At 71.2% G+C, this 21695-nt stretch carries 17 protein-coding genes; 6 read left to right on the forward strand and 11 right to left on the reverse strand.

Features of this window, described 5'->3' with window-relative positions; translation table 11 throughout:
* Positions 1-176: 176 nt before the first annotated feature.
* The 5 genes from KIH74_RS06675 to KIH74_RS06695 all read right to left on the reverse strand — a co-directional run bounded on the left by KIH74_RS06675 (position 177) and on the right by KIH74_RS06695 (position 4391).
* Entirely contained in the window at positions 177-659 is a 483-nt protein-coding gene (locus KIH74_RS06675; RefSeq protein WP_214154896.1) for a VldE C-terminal domain-containing protein, read from the reverse strand.
* The gene (locus KIH74_RS06680; RefSeq protein ID WP_214154897.1) at positions 656-1894 is read right to left on the reverse strand and encodes an MFS transporter; all 1239 of its coding nucleotides are present in this window, start codon (positions 1892-1894) and stop codon (positions 656-658) included. Before KIH74_RS06680 ends, KIH74_RS06675 begins: the two co-directional genes overlap by 4 nt.
* A gap of 53 nt (positions 1895-1947) precedes the next feature.
* Entirely contained in the window at positions 1948-2523 is a 576-nt protein-coding gene (locus tag KIH74_RS35965) for a GNAT family N-acetyltransferase (RefSeq protein WP_214154898.1), read from the reverse strand.
* Positions 2524-2930: 407 nt separating this feature from the next.
* The gene (locus tag KIH74_RS06690; protein WP_214154899.1) at positions 2931-3113 is read right to left on the reverse strand and encodes a hypothetical protein; all 183 of its coding nucleotides are present in this window, start codon (positions 3111-3113) and stop codon (positions 2931-2933) included.
* Positions 3114-3128: 15 nt separating this feature from the next.
* A complete protein-coding gene (locus tag KIH74_RS06695) occupies positions 3129-4391 on the reverse strand; it encodes an MFS transporter (RefSeq protein WP_214154900.1) in 1263 nt (420 codons plus the stop codon).
* A 1430-nt stretch (positions 4392-5821) separates the two neighbouring features.
* Here KIH74_RS06695 and KIH74_RS06700 point away from each other — a divergent pair.
* Positions 5822-6235 (forward strand): DUF3592 domain-containing protein, encoded by a 414-nt coding sequence (locus KIH74_RS06700; protein WP_214154901.1) that lies wholly within the window; start codon positions 5822-5824, stop codon positions 6233-6235.
* Between the two features lie 12 nt (positions 6236-6247).
* On the opposite strand, the gene KIH74_RS06705 is transcribed toward KIH74_RS06700, so the two are convergent.
* Positions 6248-7372 (reverse strand): LamG-like jellyroll fold domain-containing protein, encoded by a 1125-nt coding sequence (locus tag KIH74_RS06705; protein ID WP_214154902.1) that lies wholly within the window; start codon positions 7370-7372, stop codon positions 6248-6250.
* A gap of 310 nt (positions 7373-7682) precedes the next feature.
* Between KIH74_RS06705 and KIH74_RS06710 the strand changes: the two genes are divergently transcribed.
* Positions 7683-8612 (forward strand): helix-turn-helix domain-containing protein, encoded by a 930-nt coding sequence (locus KIH74_RS06710; RefSeq protein WP_214154903.1) that lies wholly within the window; start codon positions 7683-7685, stop codon positions 8610-8612.
* 16 nt (positions 8613-8628) lie between these two features.
* Here KIH74_RS06710 and KIH74_RS06715 read toward each other — a convergent pair whose 3' ends face one another.
* Both KIH74_RS06715 and KIH74_RS06720 read right to left on the reverse strand, forming a co-directional pair.
* Positions 8629-9828 (reverse strand): MFS transporter, encoded by a 1200-nt coding sequence (locus tag KIH74_RS06715; RefSeq protein ID WP_214154904.1) that lies wholly within the window; start codon positions 9826-9828, stop codon positions 8629-8631.
* Positions 9829-10210: 382 nt separating this feature from the next.
* Positions 10211-11422 (reverse strand): MFS transporter, encoded by a 1212-nt coding sequence (locus KIH74_RS06720; RefSeq protein ID WP_214154905.1) that lies wholly within the window; start codon positions 11420-11422, stop codon positions 10211-10213.
* A gap of 42 nt (positions 11423-11464) precedes the next feature.
* On the opposite strand from KIH74_RS06720, the gene KIH74_RS06725 reads away from it, so the two are divergent.
* Positions 11465-12574 (forward strand): ROK family transcriptional regulator, encoded by a 1110-nt coding sequence (locus KIH74_RS06725; RefSeq protein WP_214154906.1) that lies wholly within the window; start codon positions 11465-11467, stop codon positions 12572-12574.
* 3 nt (positions 12575-12577) lie between these two features.
* Here the strand turns inward: KIH74_RS06725 and KIH74_RS06730 are convergent, their stop codons facing one another.
* On the reverse strand, positions 12578-13057 hold the full coding sequence (locus tag KIH74_RS06730; protein WP_214154907.1) for a DUF8821 family protein: 480 nt from the start codon (positions 13055-13057) through the stop codon (positions 12578-12580).
* A 116-nt stretch (positions 13058-13173) separates the two neighbouring features.
* Here KIH74_RS06730 and KIH74_RS06735 point away from each other — a divergent pair, with 116 nt between their 5' ends.
* Positions 13174-13971 (forward strand): alpha/beta hydrolase, encoded by a 798-nt coding sequence (locus KIH74_RS06735; protein ID WP_214154908.1) that lies wholly within the window; start codon positions 13174-13176, stop codon positions 13969-13971.
* A gap of 16 nt (positions 13972-13987) precedes the next feature.
* Here KIH74_RS06735 and KIH74_RS06740 read toward each other — a convergent pair whose 3' ends face one another.
* A complete protein-coding gene (locus KIH74_RS06740; protein ID WP_214154909.1) occupies positions 13988-16864 on the reverse strand; it encodes a helix-turn-helix transcriptional regulator in 2877 nt (958 codons plus the stop codon).
* Between the two features lie 150 nt (positions 16865-17014).
* On the opposite strand from KIH74_RS06740, the gene KIH74_RS06745 reads away from it, so the two are divergent.
* On the forward strand, positions 17015-19705 hold the full coding sequence (locus KIH74_RS06745; protein ID WP_214154910.1) for a helix-turn-helix transcriptional regulator: 2691 nt from the start codon (positions 17015-17017) through the stop codon (positions 19703-19705).
* 13 nt (positions 19706-19718) lie between these two features.
* Here the strand turns inward: KIH74_RS06745 and KIH74_RS06750 are convergent, their stop codons facing one another.
* Positions 19719-20498 carry an SDR family NAD(P)-dependent oxidoreductase gene (locus KIH74_RS06750; protein WP_214154911.1) on the reverse strand — a complete coding sequence of 260 codons (780 nt, stop codon included), beginning with the start codon at positions 20496-20498 and terminating at the stop codon, positions 19719-19721.
* A 151-nt stretch (positions 20499-20649) separates the two neighbouring features.
* Between KIH74_RS06750 and KIH74_RS06755 the strand changes: the two genes are divergently transcribed.
* The gene (locus KIH74_RS06755) at positions 20650-21672 is read left to right on the forward strand and encodes an alpha/beta fold hydrolase (protein WP_214154912.1); all 1023 of its coding nucleotides are present in this window, start codon (positions 20650-20652) and stop codon (positions 21670-21672) included.
* The last annotated feature ends 23 nt before the right edge of the window (positions 21673-21695 follow it).

The raw sequence follows: 21695 nt of genomic DNA on the forward strand, positions 1-21695 counted from the left end.
GCACACCTGTGGCGCAGCAGGCCGGAACGGGCCGGTCTGCTAGTTCGTGCACGCCCCCGACGTGGTGGCGACGTGGCCGACATCGTCCAGCAGGGAACGACTTTCGATGAGCGACCTGATCTGCCGGTCGATGCGTTCCCGCTCGGCGCGGCGCATGCCGAGGAGATCGGGAAGCCTCAGTAGACGCTGATGTGAATATGGTCGTAGTGCCCTCCGGTGATCGAGGCTGGGTCATAAATGCCGCCCCCGTTGTAGGGGCGCCAGCCTTCGTCGGCACGGGAGACGTTCCAGATCCGGCCGTACCAGATGAGGTAGTGGATACCGGTCTGCCCGGCGCTGGCTTGCAGACCGGCGACCAGGTTGTCTGTGCGGGCCTTTTCGGCGCGGCTGGGAAGGACGCCGACGGTGCCGGGAAAGACGTCGCAGGCTCGGCCCCGGGGATGGTCGCTGTGCGGATTCTGCTGGTGGGGATCCCAGCACGACAGGCGCCAGCCGTGCGTCTGGAGCTGAGCGACGAGGGCCAGCAGTCTGGGAGTGATACCGCCACGCCCGGTGGTCGGGTCAGGCCGGATGCTGGCAGCCTCGGGCAGGAAGGGCCCGCCCGGGCCGGTGAATACCACCGGTTCCAGCAGATCAGGCGTACGTGAGTTCCAGCTCACGAGTTCGATCCGGTGCCTGGTGTCCGGCGGACGGTGATGACGATCAGGGCGCAGGTGCACAGAAGTACACCGGTCCCGGACACGGTGATAGCGATTGCTGCTCCCGCTGCGTCTGAGAGTGAAGTGAGACTGACGGTCGTGATGATCTGGGATGCGGCCAGGGCCGCCTGCAGGGCCGACATCACCCGCCCGCGGAGCCCGGCGGGTGTCTGTAGTTGCACGAAGGTGGTGATGCTTGCTCGCAGCATCAGCGCGAGTGCGCCGATCGGGAGCAGAAGAGCGCCGGTCAGCCATGTGCTGGAGACAAGGCCGAGCCCGGTGAGGAGCAGGCCGAACGCCGCTGAGTAACTGAAGACGGCATACCTGCTGAGGCGGGCGCGCCAGGTGAGAGCCGTTCCGGCGATCGAGCCTACCGACAGCAGGGCGAGGTACAGGCCGTAGCGGCCCGCCGTTCCGGCGTCGGCGGTCACGATCAGCAGCAGCGGTGGCAGGCTCGCCCCAGCCCCACTGAGGGCCATGGCCAATGTCATCATGCTCGGCACGCCGCGCTTGCGCAGTACGGTGGTCAGGCCGCTGCGTGAAGTCGTGGCGGGTGCAGGCAAAGTCTGGGGCTCAGGCCTGTGTTGGTGGCCAGGTCGTGACAGCACGCCCACAACGAGGGCGTAGGAGCCCGCGTTGAGCACAAATGCGCCACCGACGCCCATGACGGCGATCACCGGTGCAGCCAGTGCCGAACCCGCCACCAGCCCGACGTCCATGGCCGATGTGTTCAGCGCGGTCAAGCGGGCCAGCTCGTCCTTCCCGCTCATCTCGGCCAGGAGAACCTGCCAAGCGGGCACCGCGAACGTCGCTACGACGCTGAGAGCCCCTGTGCACACGACCAGACCGGCTGCGCCGATCGCGTTCAGGTGGACGAGTACGCCCTCGACCCCGGCGATAGCGCCAAGGGCGGCCTGGGTGCAGAGCAGCACACGGCGGGCGCTGAACCGGTCGGTGGGATGCCCGCCGATGCCGCCCAGCAACACCGGCCCGAGCAGCGACATGACCGAGGTGAGACCGAGAATCGTGCCACTGCGCGTGAGCTGGTAGATGAACCATGCCTGGGCCACGAAGTGGATACTGGTCCCGAGCTGCGAGACCACCCTGATGGCCAGCAACACCTGGACCTCGGACTGCTTCAGCAGATTGGATCTGTGGGGGCGCTCCGGCCAGCCGGTCCGTGCCGGCGATGTCACCGCTACCGCAGGTGCTGCTTCGCCGCGCTCCGGCCCACCGCGGTACGCCGGAGTCAACTGAGCCGGAAGCGCTCGATCGCCTGCTGCCGGCGGTCCTCATGCAGCTGAAGAACGAGCTTCACCCGTGGCCCCAGGCTCTCGTCGAGCTGCATCCCTTCGATGAAGAACCCCAACTTCAGCTGAATGATGATCGGCTCAGTGTTGTGCGGGTGATGATGTGAGGTGATCCGTTCGTAACCGAGTTCACGCAGGTACTCGATGAAGAGCCGGTAGAAGCTCGCGGCCCCGCGCTTCCGGTAATCCGGCATCATGCCGACGCGCCCGATGTTGAAGGTGATCGGGTCTTCCTGCTGGCCACTGAGAAAGCCCTGCACACAGTCATGTTCGTCCAGCAGCAGGAATCGTTCCTGATGCATGCGCCGGTAAATGCTTTTCAGCCGGGCCACGGCCGGCTGACGCGCGATCGGGACGGGCAGCCCAGGCTCGTGCGGAAAGATCGTCTCCACGCTCGCCGCAATGGCCCGGGCATACTCCTCGGCGTCCTCACAGGACTGAACTCTGAGCCCCAGGCCAGTCATGCCACCCGGAAAGAACTTGGCTCGGACATCAGTGAAATCATCCGTGATCACGCGGTGCTTCTCCTTGACGAATAAGTCACTCTCGGACTGCTCGGACCGGGCGGTCTGTCAGGCCCCTGAGCCGCCCAGCCTGCCTACTCCCACGCAGCCCGGCGCCGAATAGTTCACTCACCGGCGAGGATCTTCTGTCTTCCGCCGCTCTGAGCTGATGCCGGCGCTCGACGGAGATGGCTCATGAAACCTCGTTCCACCGGTTCCGTCGAACAAACCATCATCGCCACCTCCCACGTCCTGGAAGCTACGACGGCCTGCACGCAGAGCGCCATCGAGTCCAGAACCTGCTGCGTCGCACCGTGTTCGGCGCTCCGGTGGGCCCACTCGCCCCGACGTACCGCACACCGGCGCCCGACGACGAGCCGCTACCGGGCACCACCCGGTTGCGGCCCGGGCCTGACGCCTCACGTCCCGGCCCGCCGCTCCCGGCCGGTGCGCTCGCTGAGTTCGCCGATCCGATGCAGGCGCTGCACGAGAAACTGCGGGCGCCTCCGCAGATCACCATCGGCAAGATCGCCCGCTTCGCCCGGGGCGGCGGCCACGAGCTGCTGATGGCCCTGGACCTGCGTTTCGCCGCGATCGGCCACGCCCGGGTGGTGGTTTCAGGGTCGCCCGACGTGCTCGCGCCCCGCCGGCGCCGGCAGGGCGAGCTCGTCCTCCACGAACGTGGGCCTGGCCAGCGTGATCGCCGGGACGGCCGCCACCAGCGCGACGGCGAGCAGGAACAGCAGCGGCAGCGTCCATCCGCCGTTGACGTCGTGCAGCAGCCCGACCACCAGCGGGCCGAGCGCGCCGAGCGCGTACGCGACGCCCTGGGCGAATCCGCTCAGCGCCACGGTGCCGCCAGGGGTACGGGTGCGGACGTTGATGAGCACGAGGCTGACCGGGAACAGGATCGATCCCGAGCCGATGAGCAGCACCCACAGCAGGGTGGCGGTCGCGGGGGCGAGCAGCAGGCCGAGGTAGCCGAGCACGAAACTCGCGACGCCGCAGGCGATCAGCCAGCCCGGGTTGGGCACCCGCGCGACGAGCAGGGGCGCCACCAGCGCGCCGGGGAGGCTGATCAGCCCGGTGACCGCGAGCAGCACGCCGGCCTCGGCCGGCGTGGAACCGGCGATGTCGCCGAGGATCTCGGGCAGCCAGGCGAAGGCCGCGTAGGTGAGGACGGTGCTGGTCGAGAAGACGACGGTGATCGACAGCGCCGCCCGGGAGCGCCACAACCGCGCGACGGGGACCGTGACCGGGGACTCGACGGCAGCGGCGTCCCTGAGTTCTCGGTGACGTTCCCGGGCGAGGATGACGAGCCACGGAACGAGCGCGACCAGCGAGGTCAGCGACCAGATGCCGAGCGAGAACCGCCAGCCGGCCCGCTCGGCCAGCGGCGCGGCGAGGGCGGCGGGCACGGCCGTGCTCACGCCGACGACGCTGACGTAGACGGCGGTCAGCAGCGCCACCCGCCCGGGAAAATAACGCCGCACGACGGGCGGCAGCAGCACGTTGCCGATACCCGTGCCGGCCAGCGCGACGACGCTGCCGGCCAGGAGCACCGCGAAGTCGGGGGCGAACGCGCGCGCGAGATGACCGAGGGTCATGAGCAGCAGGGCGAGCACGATGCCACCGTCGAGGCCAATGCCGCGGGCCACGCGGGGCGCGACGAACCCGGACACCGCCAGCAGGATCGGCGGCAGCGTGCCGATCAGCCCCACGTCGATGCTGGATATCGGGATGTCGGCGCGGATCTCGCCCAGGATCGGCGACATGGCCGCCACCGCCTGGCGCAGGGTGAAGGCGACAAGCACGATGCCCAGCAGTGCGAGTGCGCGCCCGGCACCCGGGGGGAGGCGTCGGGGCTCGGGCTCAGACATGACCGGAGTCTAAACATCCTCAAATGTCCACCCCCGACAACGACACGCGACCACGTGAACGTCTACCTTCGTTCCTGTCTCACATGAGGCGACAGATCCCGGCCCGGAAGCCTTCCACGTCAGCCGTTCTTCGCCAAGAAGGCGTGTCGGCGGTTCGATCCCGCCCATAGAGAGCCGGGTTTCCCAATAAATATATGCACCTTTACGAGAATAAGCTTACTTTGCAGCGCTTCAATCTCGAAAACCAAGTCATCGACATCTTCCTCCACTCGTGAATTGCATGCAAGGCGATATACAAATCAATTCGATCCTGACTCCCGGAAAATGCAATGGCCCAGATCTCGCAAGGAACGAGACCGAGCGCGGCCTGAACCGCAGCCAGCCCAGTACGCCCCACCCCACTCGCTGCCAAAGATCGTGGGAAAACAGACTCCGAGTCCATCTGAATGCCTACAGCAGACGTACGAATGGCTCCACCAGCCCTCACCGTTCGCGAGAAGACGTACACCGGCCCCGAACCTGATCCATACTCGTTCGCAACATCCAGGTCAGCAAACAATCCAGTGCGCGCCGCTCTGACACGCGACCAATACGAGCGTTTAATTTCACTGCCATCACATGAAACTGAAGACATTGGAGCTCACCCACATACTTCCGCTTCCCAGGCCGGATTCCATACAGCACCAAGTGATCGATCTATCGCGACGCATGATTCTATTCCTATTTCAAAGACAGCCTATCTGACAAGGCGATTGCCAAGCGCGTATACTGACCGTTCTTGTTCGCGCACGGGTGGTCAGGTGGGTAAATTGATCAGCGTTCTTGGCCGAATCTCTTGTGCGCGTCCGGAAATTCGGGCTGATCTATGGATTCCTCTGACCGCGACCTGGAGCACAAGGGGCTCAGGCGTCCTGAATCTCCTTGTCAGTGGCGCGAACGGCGGCTACATGGAAATGACCGTCCGCGAGGACACCTGCGCGCTGCTGGAACTGGCGGTGATTGTAGCGCCGCCCGAGGTACCGTAGGACGTTCCGGCCAGCGAAAAGTCCGAATTTTGGTAGACCGTCGTCCTGGACCGAGGTCTCTGGCCATGGAAGATCACGCCGGATTACAGCGAACCGCTGAAGCGTGATGTTTCCGTCTCTCCGCCGCTCTCATGGTCCTTACAGGGCGCCTGGATCTGCCTGCTCTTCTCACGCGCGACACCGGTTCGGCTCATGGGTTCGCGGGAGGCCCAGTTCGGGATCGCCGAGTCCGGCGAACTCGTATACCTACAGGTCAGAAGACCGCCCCTGGACCAATCTACCGGACTGCCCGCGTAACAACATCTTACGAGCGCCCATTCGCAAGAGATCCTCCGACCGTCACGTCTCCTGGCTCACATGGATTTTTCGTCACCGATAGGGGCGACGAGGTGGCAGTCTTGGCCCGTGTGGCCCATAGAAGCGATCGTGCTGGTTTCCCTCGGCCTGCTGCCGATCGGCATCGGGGTCTGGGAGATCCGCATGCTCTGGAGCCTGCACCACTCGGGTGTGCGGTGCACGGGCACCGTGGTTGATCTGGAGCGGAGATTCAAGGGAGGGTCCGGGCTGACGTTCGCGCCAGTGGTCGAGTTCGTGGACGATCGCGGGCAGCCGCGGCGATTCACGAGTCACCTGGCCAGCGGCCCCGCGATGTATGAGGTCGGTGACCAGGTGCCGGTCACGTATCTGCCCGGCCGCGCGGACAAGGCTCGCCTGACCTCGGTGCGACACACGCTGACGACGTTGCTGACCGCCTTCGTGGTCGGGGCGGTCTTCGTGGCGATCGGTCTGGCGCAGACACATTCGGCCGAGGTGCCCTGACCACCAGAGGCATCACTCCTCGGGCCACTCGGTCACGGGAGCCCCGTACGTGTTGATCTCCACGTCGTTCCAGACCCTGGGGGCCGCGCGCACCTCGTCGATGCCGCCGATCCAGCGTCCGGCCGGGCCGTCGTCCAGGCCCCGTCCGATGGCGAAGACGCCGGTGGCATCCCACTGTGCGACGCCGGCCGTCTCGGTCAGGGAGCCACCGATGCCGGGCGTCCCGTTCACATAGAGACGAATCTTGCCGGTCACGGGATTGACGACGCCCGTCAGGCTCGTCCATTCGCCGGGCGTCACGTCGTCCGTGGTGCAGACCCTTGTCTCGGCGGCTGCCGCCGAGTCGGTCTCGGCGAGCGTGAAACACCAGGCGGGATCGGCCGATCCGTCGTCCGAGCCGTCCACGTTCAGGTCGTCGCGGTAGCCCAGGCTGAACATCGAGCGGTTCTCGCCGTCCTGGGAGATCGCCGTACGCTCGCCGTCCGGCAGCGCAGGTAGCCGCACCCAGGCCGCGACGCTGAAGCCCGCCGGGCTCGTGGTCCTGAGAACAGTGCTGCCGGTGACGAATTCGCCGGCACCGGTGAAGTTCGCGGACCCTCCTGATCGGCCCTCCGGTGACCAGGTCACCCCGGAACCGCTGATCAAAGCCGGACGGTTGTCGACCGGCCGGGAAGAGGCCGTGTCTCCGGTTCCCTCGTCCAGGGACCAGTACCAGCTACCGGTTTCCCGGGCGACCAAGAACGTGAAGTATGACTTTCCGGAACGGTGACCGGCCCCGTCGAACGCCTCCACCGCCAGCTCGTTGAATGAGGACGTGTCGGGTGTGATCGAAACAGTCGCCGTGCCGGTGGAATCCGCCGCTACGGTGAATACCCGGCCCCCGTTGAGCGAATAGCTGTACTGCACGACCTCGTCGGCAGCCCCGCCCGGGGAGAAGGTGAAATCGCCCGGCCGCCCGACGCCGCCGAGCGCCTCGGACTCCGAGTACAGGTGACTGGTGACCTGCGGGAGATCGAGAGAGGAGGCGACGACCCGGGTCACCAACGGCTGCGCCGTCGCCGCAGGCGCCGCCAGCAGGCCGGTCGCAACCAGAAGCCCGGCCACGGGCAGAAGTTTTCGCAGGGCAGCAGCACGCATGACATCCCCCAGAGAAGGGGGACATTCTGTACACATCACCCCGAACCTGTGAGAAAGCTATGTCTCTGCGCCGGAGCGCACAAGATCGCCATGCCCGAAGTGAAACGACTCACAGATCACCGGTCACCCACTGTGCAGGTCAAGGCGACTGCTCGCCGGGGCCGCGACGGGGACGCTGAGATGCTTCCGGCGCCGGCGGTTCGGGATTCTCCGGCCTGTTGACGATTCCGCTGCCGACAAACTGCCAGAAAGCCTGCTCTGCGCCTGCTGTTCGGCACGGTCGCCGGCCCTCCGGTGCGACGATGAGGTCATGAGCAAGACGACGGTGGCCCGGGCGGCCCTGCGGGACTTCCTGATCTCCCGGCGCGCCCGGGTCACGCCGGAGCAGGCCGGGCTGGCGACCTTCGGCACCACCCGGCGGGTGAACGGCCTGCGGCGGGAGGAAGTGGCCATGCTGGCGGGGATCAGCGCGGAGTACTACGTGCGCCTGGAGCGCGGCAACGCCGCCGGTGTCTCCGCCGGCGTGCGTCGTGCGGTCGCCGACGTCCTGCGGCTGGACCAGGTCGAACGTGACCACTTCGAGCATCTGCTCGACGCGCTGTCGGGCGGTTCCGGCGCCCCGGCGGCCGCCGCGAGCGCGTCGGTGATGCCGGCCGGTGTGCGAGCGCCGGTGCAGTTGCTCATCGACGCGATCGCCGACTTCCCGGTGTTCGTCTTCAACCGGCGCCTGGACATCGTGGGGGCCAATCGCCTGGGCCGGTTGCTGTATGCGCCGATCTTCGAGTTCCACGGTGGGGCAGCGGGTCCGGCGAACGCGCCACGGTTCGCGTTCCTGGCCGGGGCGGCCGCCGAACGGTTCTGGCCCGAGCGGGCCGGCCTGCTCGGCGACGCTGTGGCGGACCTGCGCCGGGAACTGGGCCGCGACCCGCACGACCGGGCCCTGATCTCGCTGATCGACGAGTTCTCGCGGGAGAGCGCGGAATTCAGGGCGCTGTGGGCGGAGCACGACGTGCGCCGGCGCTCGAACGGGATCAAGACGCTGAACCATCCGGTCGTCGGGCCGCTGACCATGCCCTACGAAAAGCTGCTGGTGGCCGGCGAGGGCCTGGAGGTGATGGCGTACACACCCGATCCGGCTGGACCGGAGTACGACGCCCTGAAGCGGCTCAGCGTCTGGGAGCCGGGCACCGGCGTCCCTCGATCTGACGGCGGGCCCACGCACGAGGGGGCCGGAAACTGAGAGCGGCCGGGTGTTTTCAGCGGCCTGTTCCCGGGTCAGCCGGTGCGGTCCGGGTGGGGACGACGAGGGCGCCGCGGCACCCCAGCGCCCAGACCAGACCACCGGCGATCACCAGTGCCGCCGCGGCGGTGATGACGGCGTCCCAGCCTCCGTGGGACCACAGCAGGGCGGCCGTGGCCGAGCCGACGGCCCCACCGATGAAGTTGCTCGTGACGAAGGCTGTGTTCAGGCGGCTGCGGGCCTGACCGGAGACGGCGAAGATCCGGGTCTGGTTGAGGATGTTCATCGTCTGGACGGCGGCGTCGAGCAGGAACGTCGCCACGATGATCGCGATCAGGGAGGTGCTGGCGGTCCCGGCCACCACGAGCGCCACCAGGGCCAGGGCCCAGGCGACGCCGGCCGCCGGTAGCGACCAGCCGCGGTCGTGCAGGGCACCGGCCCGTTGCGCGGCGACGGCACCGGCCAGGCCGGCGAGCCCGAACAGGCCGATGACCGACACCGGGTAGGAGAACGGGGGTGCGCTGAGCAGGAAGGTCAGGGAGGTCCAGAACATGGTGAACACGGCGAACCCGATCATGCCCATGACCAGCGACCAGCGCACCGCCCGCTCCCGCAGTACGATCCGGGCGACCGTGCCGAGCAACTGCCCGTAGGGCACCGGCTCACGGGCCGGCAGCACGGGCAGCGCCCGGCGCAGCAGCAGTGCCAGGAGCACGGACGCCGCGGCCGCGACGACGAAAATGGCGCGCCAGCCGGCGATGTCGGCGATCAGCCCGCTGACGGTGCGGGAGATCAGGATTCCCGTCAGCATGCCCGAGGCCACCGTGCCCACGACCCGCCCGCGCTCGGCGTCCGAGGCCAGGTCACCGGCGAGCGGGGCGAGGATCTGCCCGGCCACGGTGCTCAGGCCGACGGCGCACAGGGCCACCATCAGGAATCCCACCGAGGGGGCCACGGCGCAGGCCAGCAGGGCCACCGCGCTGAGGCCGAGCATGGTCGGGACCAGCCGGCGCCGGTCCAGCACGTCGCCCAGCGGGACGATCAGCAGGACGCCGACGGCGTAACCGATCTGGGTCAGGGTGACCAGCCAGCCCGCCATGCCGGAGGAGACGTTCAGGTCGGCGGCGATGAAGTCGAGCAGGGGTTGTGCCCAGTAGAGGTTGCCGACCGCGACCCCTCCGGCGACCGCGAACAGCAGGGTCAGGGCCCGGCTCATGAGCGGCCGCCCCGGGTCGGGGAGGTGCTGGCGGCCTTCGCGGTTGTCATGGCGTGCTTCTCGTTTCCAGGTGCGTGGGGTCTCAGGCATCCCGGCGGATGCCAGGCGTCGATGCGGGCGTCGCAGCGGTCGTCGCCGCGGGTCCAGGCAACCATCTGCCGCGGCCGGCGGACAGTCCCGGCCGGCCGAGGCTCTTGCCGGGCCGAGGTCCTCGCGAGTGTGGGTACCGGTGAGAGGGGGGACCCGGAGTACCCCTCTCCGACCGTACGGCTGACCTCTGGCTCGGCGTCGTCGGCACCACCGGGTCTTAGCTCACAACACGCTGGCGGCAGCCGGAAGCCGTTTCCTCGTCGATCCCTTGAGTCGCCACGCGGCCACTGCGTCAACGGGCGACAGCCGCTGAGGCCACCGGCGTCCGGCTGGCGCTGAAACTCCCCCAGGCCAGGGCCAGGCCGACAACGCCCAGTCCCAGGCCGATCCAGGCCGGCGAGCGGTAGCCCAGCCCGGAGGCGATGGCCACGCTGCCGACCGCGGCGCCGAGGCTGTTGGCGATGTTCATCGCGGACTGGTTCACCGCGGCCCCCATCAGCTGGGCGCCGGGGGCCACCTCGATCAGTCTGGCCTGGAGGGCCGGGCCGAGGAAGAGGCTGGTCGCGCCGATCAGGAAGGCGCCGGTGAACAGCCCGGCCGGGGTGCTCGCGGTCAGGGCGAAGAAGGCCGCGGCCAGGATCAGGCCGGTGAAGCCCAGCAGCAGCGCGCGGTGCAGGTCGCGGTCGGCGAACCAGCCGCCGAGCGCGTTGCCGACCGTCATGCCCAGTCCCAGCACCACGAGCACCCAGGCGACGGTGCCGGCGCCGAGCCCGGTCAGCTCGGTGGTGACGGGGGCGATGTAGCTGCTGATCGCGAAGAACCCGGCGAAACCGATGGCCGCGGTGGCGGCGACCAGCCAGACCTGCCCGTGCCGCAGCGAGCGCAGTTCGGCGGCCGGTGACCCGGCGGTGAAGGGTGCCTCGGGCACGGCGAGGGCGACGGCGATCAGGGCCAGGACGAACACGGCGGCCACCACCAGGTAGGCCACCCGCCAGCCGGCCTGCTGGCCGAGCCAGGTGATCAGCGGGACGCCGACGACGTTGGAGGCGGTCAGGCCGCTGAGCACCACGGCGAATCCGCGGCCCTCGTTGCCCGGTCCCATCAGGGAGGCCGCCAGGAGCCCGGCCGCGCCGAAGTAGGCGCCGTGCGGCAGCCCGGCCAGGAACCGGGCGGCGAGCAGCAGACCGAAGGTGGAGGCGGCCGCGGACAGCAGGGTCCCGGCGACGAACAGCACGAGCAGGGCGAGCACCAGCCGGCGGCGGCGGACCCGGGCGGAGAGGGCGGCGATCGTCGGGGCGCCGACCACGACGCCCAGGGCGTAGGCGGTGATCATCCATCCGGCGTGGGCGACCGCGTCGTCCGGTGAGGCGGCGTACTGGCTGCCGAGCACGTCCCGGGCGACCTCGGGCAGGAGGCCGGAGGGGACGAACTCGGTCAGGCCGATCGCCACGGCCCCCAGGGCGAGGGCGAGCAGAGCGGCGAGCCGCTGGCGGGGAGTGGTCATGACCGCAATTTAGCAACAGTGTTGCGTTATAGGATCACGGGCATGCACCTGGACTTTCTGCGGGATTACCACGAGGCCCAGGTGATCGCCCTGGCCCGGGCCGGCCGCACGATCGAGCGCAATCAGGTGGCCGGGACGACCGGGCTGACGCCGCAGGCGGTCTCGAAGGTCCTGGCCCGCCTGCTCGATGCCGGGATGATCGCGCGCGACGGCTCACGGCGCCCGGCGGTGGGCAAGCCGGCCGTGGTCTACCGGCTCGTGCCGGAGGCCCGCTGGGCGATCGGCGCGCACGTCAGCCGCCGGTCCGTCCGGCTGGTGCTGACCGACCTGGCCGGCCAGATCCACGACTCGGCCGTCACCGCCCTGCCCGACGACTTCACCCCGGCCCAGCTGCTGGACGCCCTGGCCGCCGGCGTCGCCACGATGACGGCCCGCCACCACCTGTCCTCCGCCGGCGCGGCCACCGGTGCCGACGGGCCCGGGCGCCTGCTGATCGGGGTCGGGATCGGCATGATCGGCCCGCTCGACCAGGCCCGGGGCACCGTGCGGGGCGCGCACCGGCTGCGGCACTGGCACGACGTCCCCCTGGCCGAGCTGGCCGGGCAACGACTGGGCCTGCCGGTGCTGCTGGACAAGGACGTCACCGCCGGCATCACCGCCGAAGCGTGGCGGCACGGAACGGATTTCCCCGACGCGGCGCTGGTGATGGTCGAGGCCGGGCTCGGCGCGGGGCTGTGGCTGAACGGCGTCACCCACCGGGGCACCCACACCAACGCCGGGGAGTTCGGGCACACCGTGGTCCAGCTCGACGGCCCGCCGTGTGCCTGCGGGCGCCGCGGCTGCCTGGAGGCCGTGCACGACCAGGCCACCGACCCGGTGACGGCGGCGCGGATCCTGGCCACCGGCGTCATCAATCTTCTCCAGACCCTCGACCTGGGCCGCGTCGTGCTGGCCGGGGCCGACCTGCTGGCGAACGGCGAGATCTACCGCCGGGAGGTGGAACTGGCCGTGCGCACCCAGCTTCCGGGGGCCGGCTGGCTCGCCGTCGAGGTCACCCTGAGCGAGCTGGGCACCGACGTGATCGCCGCCGGCGCCGCCATGCAGGTGCTCAACGCCCGCCACGGGCTGCCCCTACCCACGGCCGGTCACTGAGTCTCACTCCGAGATCGGCCGGTGCTCACCCTTGATCACGAAGTACGAGCCACGAATGGTGCCGGCCAGCTTCGACTTCTGCCGGGCGAACCTGAAGGTCGTGGCCAGCTCCTGCGGCACCTCCATGCCGTCGGACAGCTTGAACCCCACCGCCCGCTTGCCACCCTCGGCCAGCTCGTACATCACGTTGACCGACAGGCCGGACTCGTAGAACACGTAGGCGAACTGGATGCCCGCAGCGATGAAGGCCGTGGCCTGGAGCGGACGTGAGGCGATGACGAGATCGCGCTCGCTGCTGAGGATCTCATGCACCCAGGCGACGATCTCGGGAACCTCGGCGGCGTCGTCCACGCCGAACTCGTGCTCGTACTTGTTGCTGAAGTAGCGCGCCTCGTTGGCCCGCAGGCCGGCCAGGGCACCGGCCACCGGCGACGACTCGAGCCCGGCGGTCGAGACCGTCGTGAAGTCCACCACCTGTGCCACGAAGACCTCCAGCTCGCTCCCCCATGCTCCGACCCGCCGATCCTGGCACAGCCGGGCCGGGCGGTCAGTCGATTGACGCATGCGCGGGGACGGCGTGGCGGGTCACCCTCGTGCCCATGAGCACACCCACCCCCGTCCTGTTCATTCACGGCCTGTGGCTGCACGCCTCGTCCTGGCAGCCCTGGGCCGACCTGTTCGCCGAGCGCGGCTATGCGCCCACCCTGGCCGGCTGGCCCGGCGACGGCGACACGGTGGAGGCGTCCCGGCTGAACCCGGACGCCATCGCCGGCCACGGCATCGACGACGTCACCGAGCACCTCAAGACCGTCATCGACCGGCTGCCCCGCCGGCCGATCCTGATCGGGCACAGCTTCGGCGGGATGCTCACCGAGAAGCTGCTCGGCGAGGACTACGCCGTGGCCGCCGTCGGGATCGACGCGGCCCAGATCAAAGGGGTTCTGCCGCTGCCGGTCTCGGCGCTGAGGGCCACCCTGCCGGTGTTCCGGAACCCGGCCAACCGCCACCGAGCGGTCAGCCTGACCGCGTCGCAGTTCCGGTTCGCCTTCGGCAACGCGATCAGCGAGGAGGAGTCCGACGAGCTGTACGCCCGCTGGACGATCCCGGCGCCCGGCAAGCCACTGTTCGAGGCCGCCGCGGCCAACTTCAGCCCGAACTCACCGGCCGCCGTCCGCACCGGCAACGAGTCCCGGGGCCCGTTGCTGCTGGTGATGGGCGGGCGCGACCACACCGTGCCCGAGGCCGTCACCCGCTCCAGTTTCCGGCAGTACCGGCACTCCTCCGCCGTCACCGAACTGCTGGCGTTCGAGGACCGTGGGCACTCACTGACCGTGGACAGCGGCTGGCGCGAGGTGGCGGACGCCTGCCTGGACTGGCTGGAGAAGCAGGGCCTGTAGCCGGTTATCGGCCGCCTCAACCCGCCAGCAGCTTCTGGAGCTCCGACCGCGTCCGGACCCCGATCTTGGGATAGGCGTGGTAGAGGTGTGATTCGACGGTACGCGGTGACAGGTACAGCCGGTCGGCGATCGCCTGGTTGCTCAGGCCCTCCCCGACGAGCAGGACGACGGCCCGTTCGGCCGGGGTGACGGTGGCCAGGGCGTCGTAGGCGGCGAGCGCGACCACACCGCCCGCGGAACGGATCTCGTTCTGGGTGATCGCCAGCCAGTTCTTGGCGCCGGCGGCGCCGAAGGCGGGCATGGCCAGTTCGAGCAGGGGCAGGGCGTCCGCGTCCCGTCCCTGACCGCGCAGCCACCGGGCGTAGGAGAGCTGGGCGCGGGCGCGCTCGTAGGGCCAGGCGGCGGAGACACCGTTGTCGAGGGACGCCCGGAAGTGGGACTCCGCCGACGACGCGGCCGCGAGGTGCGCGCGGGCGTGCTCGACCAGGGCGTTCAGGCGTGGGGTGACCGGCCCGCCGTGGTGGCTCAGCGCGGCGTCCAGGAGCCTGCGCCCCTGCGGCACCGAGCCGATACGGCGGGCCACCTCCCCCAGATCGGCCAGGGCGTAGGCGGATTCGCGCGGATGGTGGGATCCGTCGAACAGTTCCGACAGAATCGTCCAGGCCGTGCGGTGGTCGTCGGCGACGATGGCCGCCACACCCAGCGCGTGCCGGGCCCGGGTGGCGTAGACCCGGGCCTGCTGCGGGTCGACGGAGCGGAAGGTGTCCGCGACGAAGGCCCGCACGTTGTGCCGGCCCGCCCGGGACGCGGCGATGTACGCGTGCGCCGACGACACCGCGGCGAAAAGCATCGGGTCCGGCCGTTTCTCGACGAGTTCCTCACCGGCGTGGACGGCTTCCAGGGCCTCGTCCCAGCGTCCCTGGTCGACGCGGGCCCAGGCCGACAGGGCGATCACCCGGGCCTGCCGGTCCGGCGGCACCCCGGCCACCCGGGCCCGGTCCAGGGCCGTGTCGAGCAGGCGGCGGGCCAGGGCGGTGCGGTCCAGCTGGGCGGCGACCGCGGCCAGCGAAACCGTGGGGACGCCCACGGCACCGTTGGTGTTGAGGACGCCCGTGGCACCCGCCGCGTCAACGGCACCAGTCGCGTCGGGGACGCCTGTGGCACGGGTTGTTTCGGCGGTTCCGGTTGCTTCGCGCGGGTCGGCGTCGGTCAGCCGGGCCAGTCGCGTCTCCAGGGGACGCGGGTCGGTGGGACGATCGGCGAGCAGTTCCTGCCACAGCTCCACCAGGGTGTCGCGGGGGCTGACCGTCGCCGGCCGGACCTGGTTCCAGACATGTCGCGCCGCAGCCGCTTCGGCTGCGTCACCGAGGTGGGCCAGGGAGCTGGTGGCCAGATCGGCGAGGTCGGCGAGCAGGGCCGCCGGAACAGCCGGGTCGCCGGCCACCGGGTGCGCCCGGGGCGTCCACCGGCTCAGGGTCTCGACCAGCAGCGCCGCCGCCCGGGCGGGCCGGCCCGCGCGGGCCAGTTCCTCGGCTTCGAACAGGGCGACGGCGGCTCGTGAGGTCTCGTCGTCACGGTGCTCACAGGCGCGTCGGGCGTACTCCAGTGCCCGTCCGGAGTCCGAGTCGGCGGCTGCCCGCCCGGCCGCCCGCAGCAGGAGGTCGGCGGCGTCACCGCCGGGGTCGGGGCTCAGGCCGGCCGCGAGGGCGAAACCGGTGCTCGCGGCACCGTGGCGGCCGAGCGTCTCCAGGTGGGCGGCCACGGCGTGCAGGGCGTCGCGGGCGGCCGCGTCGGGCGCGACGGCCGCCGCGGCCAGGTGGGTCAGGACCCGCTCGGGCTGCCCGCTCAGGTACGTGACCAGGAAAGCGTGGGCGGCGCGCCGGTTCTCGGGCGTGGCCGCCTGATAGACGACCGAGCGCAGGGTCGGGTGCCGGAAGCCCAGCCGCCCCGGCTCCCCGACCAGCAGCCCGGCCCCGACCGCGGCCCGGAGGTCGCCGAGCGCGGAACCGTCGTCGTCCGCAACGTTGTTCGGGGCCAGGGCCAGCGCGGCGGCCAGGGCCGGGCCGTCCACCTCGGGGGCATCCAGGGCCGCGGCCACCAGCAGGGCGAAACGCGCCGGTGCGGGCAGTTCCTCGCTCGCCCGCCCGAACGAGCGGGCCAGGCGTTCCGGCAGCGGCAGCAGCGTCGAGAGGCTCTCGGGCTCCTCCGGCCGGTGGTGCGCCGAGAGTTCCACCAGGGCCAGGGGATTGCCCGCCGACTGGCTCAGCACGAAGGTGCGCCGCACCCCGCTCGGCGGTTCCGGCTGGGCGTCCAGGAGCCGTTCGGCCATGTCGGCCGGCAGCGGACGCAGCTCGTCGACCGCCCCGGCGCAGCCCTCCAGCCGGGTGAGCTGCGGCGAGGACCGGCCGAGGAACAACAGCGAGAAGGACTCCCCCTCGATCCGGCGGGCCGCGAACTCCAGCACCCCCAGGCTCTCGGAGTCGGCCCAGTGCGCGTCGTCCAGCACCACCGTGACCGGCTGCCGCGCCGCCCGCAGCGACAACAGGGTCAGGCAGGCCACCCGCAGCGTCAGGGGATCGGGCGCGGCCGTCACCCCGGACAGCGCGAGGGCGTGCTCCAGCGCCTCACGCTGGCGGTGCACCAGCGAGGCGGCGTCGCCGAGCAGCGGGCGCAGGGCCTGGTGCAGGGCGGCGAACTGGATACCGGTCTCGGACTCGCTCGCCCGCGCCCGCACCACGAGCTGACCGGCGCTCTCCAGCCGGCCGGCGACCGTGTGCGCGAGGGTGGACTTGCCCAGGCCCGCCGACCCGAGGACCACGCAGACGGTGCCCCCCGACCGGAGCCGGGTGGTCACAGCGTCCACCAGTTCGGGACGGACGTGCAGGTGCGACATCACGGGCTCCGCTCAATAACTGCTCAGTGACTGCTCGGGTGACGCACGACCCGGGCCGTCCACGAGGGGCGCCGGAGATCTCAGTGATTCTACCGATTCGCTCCCCGCGCCCCGTTCCTAGATTCGCTGCGGACCGGAGGGAGAGCAGCGGTGGAACACACGGGCAGGGACCTGGTCGGACGCCTGCGGGAGCAGGCGCGGATCACGGCTCTCGTCGACGGCCGGGGCCCGGGCAGACTGCTGCTGCGCGGCCCGGCCGGGATCGGCAAGACCGTGCTGCTGCGGCGGGCGGCCGCGCTGGCCGGCACCCACGGCCTGCGCGTGCTGCGGGCCTCGGGGGTGGAGGCGGAGCAGTACCTCCCGTTCGCCGCCCTGCACCAGGTGCTCCTGCCCACGCTCGGGCACCTCGGGGACCTGCCGCAGCTGCCGCGCACCGCGCTGGCCCGGGCCTTCGCGCTGCTCCCGGCCGCGGACACCCCCGATCCGCTGCACGTGGGCCTCGCCGCGCTGGGGCTGCTGACCGGCGGCGACGGGCGGGCGACGCTGCTGGTGCTCGACGACCTGCACTGGATGGACGACGCCAGCCGCGCCGCGATCCGGTTCGTCTGGCAGCGCGCCGGTGCGTCCCCGCGCATCGTGGCAGCCAGCCGCGAGGACGACCCGGGCTGGTGCCGCGAGGCCACCGAGACGATCGCCCTGACCCCGCTGGATCGTGACCAGGCCCGCGAGCTGGCGCTGCGCACCGCCCCCGGCCTCGGGCCGCAGGCCCTGCACCACCTGCTCGGGCTGGCCGCGGGCAACCCGCTGGCCCTGGTCGAACTGCCGCAGGCCGCAACGGAACTGGCGGACTCCTCGGTGCTGCCGGTGCAGACCCGCCTGGAGCGGGCCTTCGCCGCACGGTTCGGGCCCCTCGACGCGGCCGCCCGCATGCTCCTGACCGTCGCGGCCGTCCACGAGAGCCCGCTGGTGACGGACGTTCTCGCGGCCGGGCGGGAGCTCGTCGAGGACTCCCACGCGCCGGGGGCCCTGCGGCGGGCCCTGGACTCCGGGCTGGTCGGGGCCTCCGGGGCCCGGCTGGTGTTCCTGCACCCGCTGGTGCGCTCGGCCCTGGTCCGCGCGGCCGGGCCGGACCTGCTGGCACAGGTGCACCAGGCGGTCGCGGACACCACCCACGACCGGTTCGCGTCCGTCTGGCACCGGGCGCACGCGACGGCGAAACCCGACGAGGACGTCGCCGAGGCCCTGGAACGGGTGGCCGGCGAGGCCCGTTCGCGCGGGGCCCTGCGCCCGGCCCGGTCGGCGCTGATCCGGGCCGCGGCCCTGTCGGTCGACGACCGGCGGCACGTGCACCGGCTGCTGGATGCCGCGCAGATCGCCGACGAGCTCGGGGAACCGGACGCGGTGGAGCGGCTGGTCGCCCAGGCCCGCGCGCTCGGCCCGGACGAGACCTCCGCGGCCCGGATCGCCCTGCTCGACGGCGGTACCGACGACCACGTGGTGCTGCGGGTGGAACGGCTGCTGCACCGGGCCGGGGCGGCGCTCGCCGGGGACGCCCACGACCTGGCGGCCGATTTACTCTGCCGGGCAAGCCGTTTGATGGATCACGGGGCGATCCTGGATACCTCCCACCGCGAGCGCGTGCTGACTGCGGCCGGTGCCCTGACGCTGCCGTCGCACGATCCGCGGCTCCTGCTGATCCGGGCCTGCCTGTCCCCCGCCGGCCCCGGTGTGCCGGTGGGCCTGGCGGGGGCGGCGACCACCGGCGTCCTCGATCCGGGGCAGGACGCCCTGCTCGCGCAGGCCGCCGTGGCCGGTGGGGACTGGGACAGCGTGCCGGCCCTGACCGCCCGGGCGGCCGGTGGGCTCCGGCGTCAGGGGCGGACCGCTCTGCTGGCCGAGACCCTGGCCGCGCGGGCGTTCGCCGCGGTGATGGTGGGCCGCTGGGACGACGTGGACGACGTCGCGGTCCGGGCCGGGCGGCTGGCCGAGGAGACCGGGCAGGCCCGGTGGCGTCACGACGCCGGGCTGACACGGGCTCTGCTCGCCGCCCTGCGGGGTGAGAGCGAACGGGTCGCAGAGCTTCTCGCCGACGGTGAGCGGTTCGCCGTCGTGACCGGGGACGCCGTTCTGGGTGACACCGCCCGGCTGGCCCGGGGGCTGGCTCATCTGGGGGCCGACCGGCACCTGGACGCCTACGAGGCGTTACGGTCCCGCGTCACCACCGTGCCGCACCCGAACCGCCGGCTGTGGGCGGTGGACCTGCTGGCCGAGGCGGCCGTCGGGGCCGGGCGGGCGCGGGAGGCGTGGGAGCTGCTGCGCGCCGATCTGGAGAACGCCCCGCCCGGGCCGGCGGCGCAGGTCCGGTCCCGGAACCTGGCGCGGGCGTTGCTGGCCCGTCCCGAGGAGATGGAGGACGCTTTCGGCGCGGCGGTTCTCGAGGCGCGTGGGACACCCGGATGGCACCGCGCGCGCCTCGATCTGTATCACGGGATGTGGCTGCGCCGGCACCGGCGTGCGGCCGAGGCGCGGGCCGTGCTGGAACCGTGCGTGCTGGTGCTGGACCGGCTCGGCGCGCGGGCCTGGGCGGCCCGGGGGCGACGGGAACTGGCTGCCACCGGCCGCCGTTCGCGTCCGGCGTCCGGGATCTCGCTGACCGCCCAGGAACTGCGGATCGCCCGGCTGGCGGCCGAGGGGCTCAGCAACAAGGAGATCGGGCTGCGGTTGTTCCTGACCCACCGGACGGTGGGAACCCATCTGTACCGGGTGTTCCCGAAGCTGAACGTGCGCACCCGCGGGCAGCTGCACCGGGTCATGCGGGAGGCGGGGCTGCTCGACGACTGAGGACGCACGGGTCTCACACGGTCGCGACCAGGCCGCCGTCGAGGGTGATGTCGGTGCCGGTGAGGTTCGCGGCCCGCTCCCCCGCCAGGAACACCACCAGGTCGGCCACCTCCTGCGGGGTGCTGAAGCGACCGGTGGCCGAGCCGGCCACGGCGGCCTGCCGCACGCTCTGCGGGCTGATCCCGCCGGCCCGCGACACCGCGTCGGCCACGCCGCCGGCGCCCAGCCACAGGTCGGTCCCGACCGGGCCCGGGGCCACCGTGTTGACCCGGATCCCCTGCGCCCCGAACTCTTTCGACAGGGCCTTGGCCAGATTGGTGAGCGCGGCCTTGGTGGCGCCGTAGTCGACGACGAGCGGGTCGGGCAGCCGGGCGTTGACCGAGCCGGTGTTGACGATGACGCCGCCGCCGGCGGCGACCATCGGTGGCAGCACCGCCCGGCACATCCGCACGGCGCTCATCAGGTTCACCTCGAGGGTGTCGCGCCACTGCTCGTCCGTCACCGACAGGAACCCGCCGGTGCGGGGCCGGGCCGCGCCGACGTTGTTGACCAGCACGTGCACCCGCCCGTCGGCCGCGTCCAGCATCCGTTGCGCGGCGTCCGGCGCGGTGAGGTCCACCTCCAGGGCCACCACCTGCCCGGCGGCGACCAGGGCGTCCAGGCCCGGGCTGCCGCCCCGGGCCCCGGCCACGACCCGGGCCCCCTCGGCCACCAGGGCCCGGGTGATCGCCAGGCCGATTCCCTTGCTGGCGCCCGTGACGAGCGCGGTCTTGCCGACGAGTTCGGTCTCCATGAGCGGTGACCGTAGACCGGCGTGCCCAGTGACCGCTTGCGTCACGTGACTGGTTCTCCCGGGCAGCGTCAATTGACGCTGGAGCGGCGCCGGGATGATTCCTACCGTGTAGCGCGACAGCAGCATCTGCTCGACAACGCTGGGAGCACACGTGTTTTCACGATCATCACGCGGCATCACCCGAGGCGCCGTCGCCGTCGGCCTGGTGCTGGGCGGAGCCTTCGCCGCCACCGACCGGCCGGCGACGAGCCAGGCGGCCGGGCAGGTTCTCGGGCAGGTGGCACCGGCCGCCACGCCGCAGCCGCCGGCCGGTTTCACCGCCCACGACGCCCAGGTCAACGGCATCCGGATGCACTACGTGACGGGTGGCCAGGGCCCGACCCTGGTGCTGCTGCACGGGTATCCGCAGACCTCGCGCGAGTGGTTCGGGGTGATGCCGGAACTGGCGAAGCACTACACCGTGATCGCGCCGGACCTGCGCGGCGCCGGGGGCAGCAGCGCCCCGGAGGGCGGCTACGACAAGGTGACGATGGCCGCCGACGTCCACGCCCTGCTGGTGAAACTGGGCCGCGGCGACGACATCGACCTGGTCGGGCACGACATCGGCACGATGGTGGCCTACGCCTACGCCGCCACCTACCGCACCTCGGTGAAGCACCTGGCGCTGACCGAGGCCCCGATCCCCGACGACACCGTGTACACCTACCCGTCGCTGACCGAGGACGGGCCCGGGTTCTGGAACTTCGGGTTCTTCTCGCTGGAGAACGGCCTGCCGGAGAACACGATCGACGGCCACGAGGAGACCTGGGTGGCCGGGTTCATGGACTGGCTGACGGTGAACAAGGAGGCCGTCACCCGGCAGGACACCGACGCGTACGCCGCCGCCCTGCACGACGACGCGCACCTGAGGGCCAGTTTCGAGTGGTTCCGCGCCTTCCCGGCCGACAACCAGGACGTCGAACGGCTGGGACGCCGGAAGCTCACCGTCCCGGTGCTGGCCGTCGGCGCCGAGTCCAGCCTCGGCGAAGCCGTGGCCGAGCAGGCCCGGCACTACGCGAAACACGTGAAGAAGGCCGTGATCGAGGACTCCGGCCACTGGATCTGGGAGGAGCAGCCCGCCGCCGCGACCAGCCTGTTGCTGGACTTCCTGGACGGTGACTCGCCCACCTCCTGAACATCCTGCCGAACGACGTAGGG

Source organism: Kineosporia corallincola (assembly GCF_018499875.1).
Classification (GTDB): Bacteria; Actinomycetota; Actinomycetes; order Actinomycetales; family Kineosporiaceae; genus Kineosporia; species Kineosporia corallincola.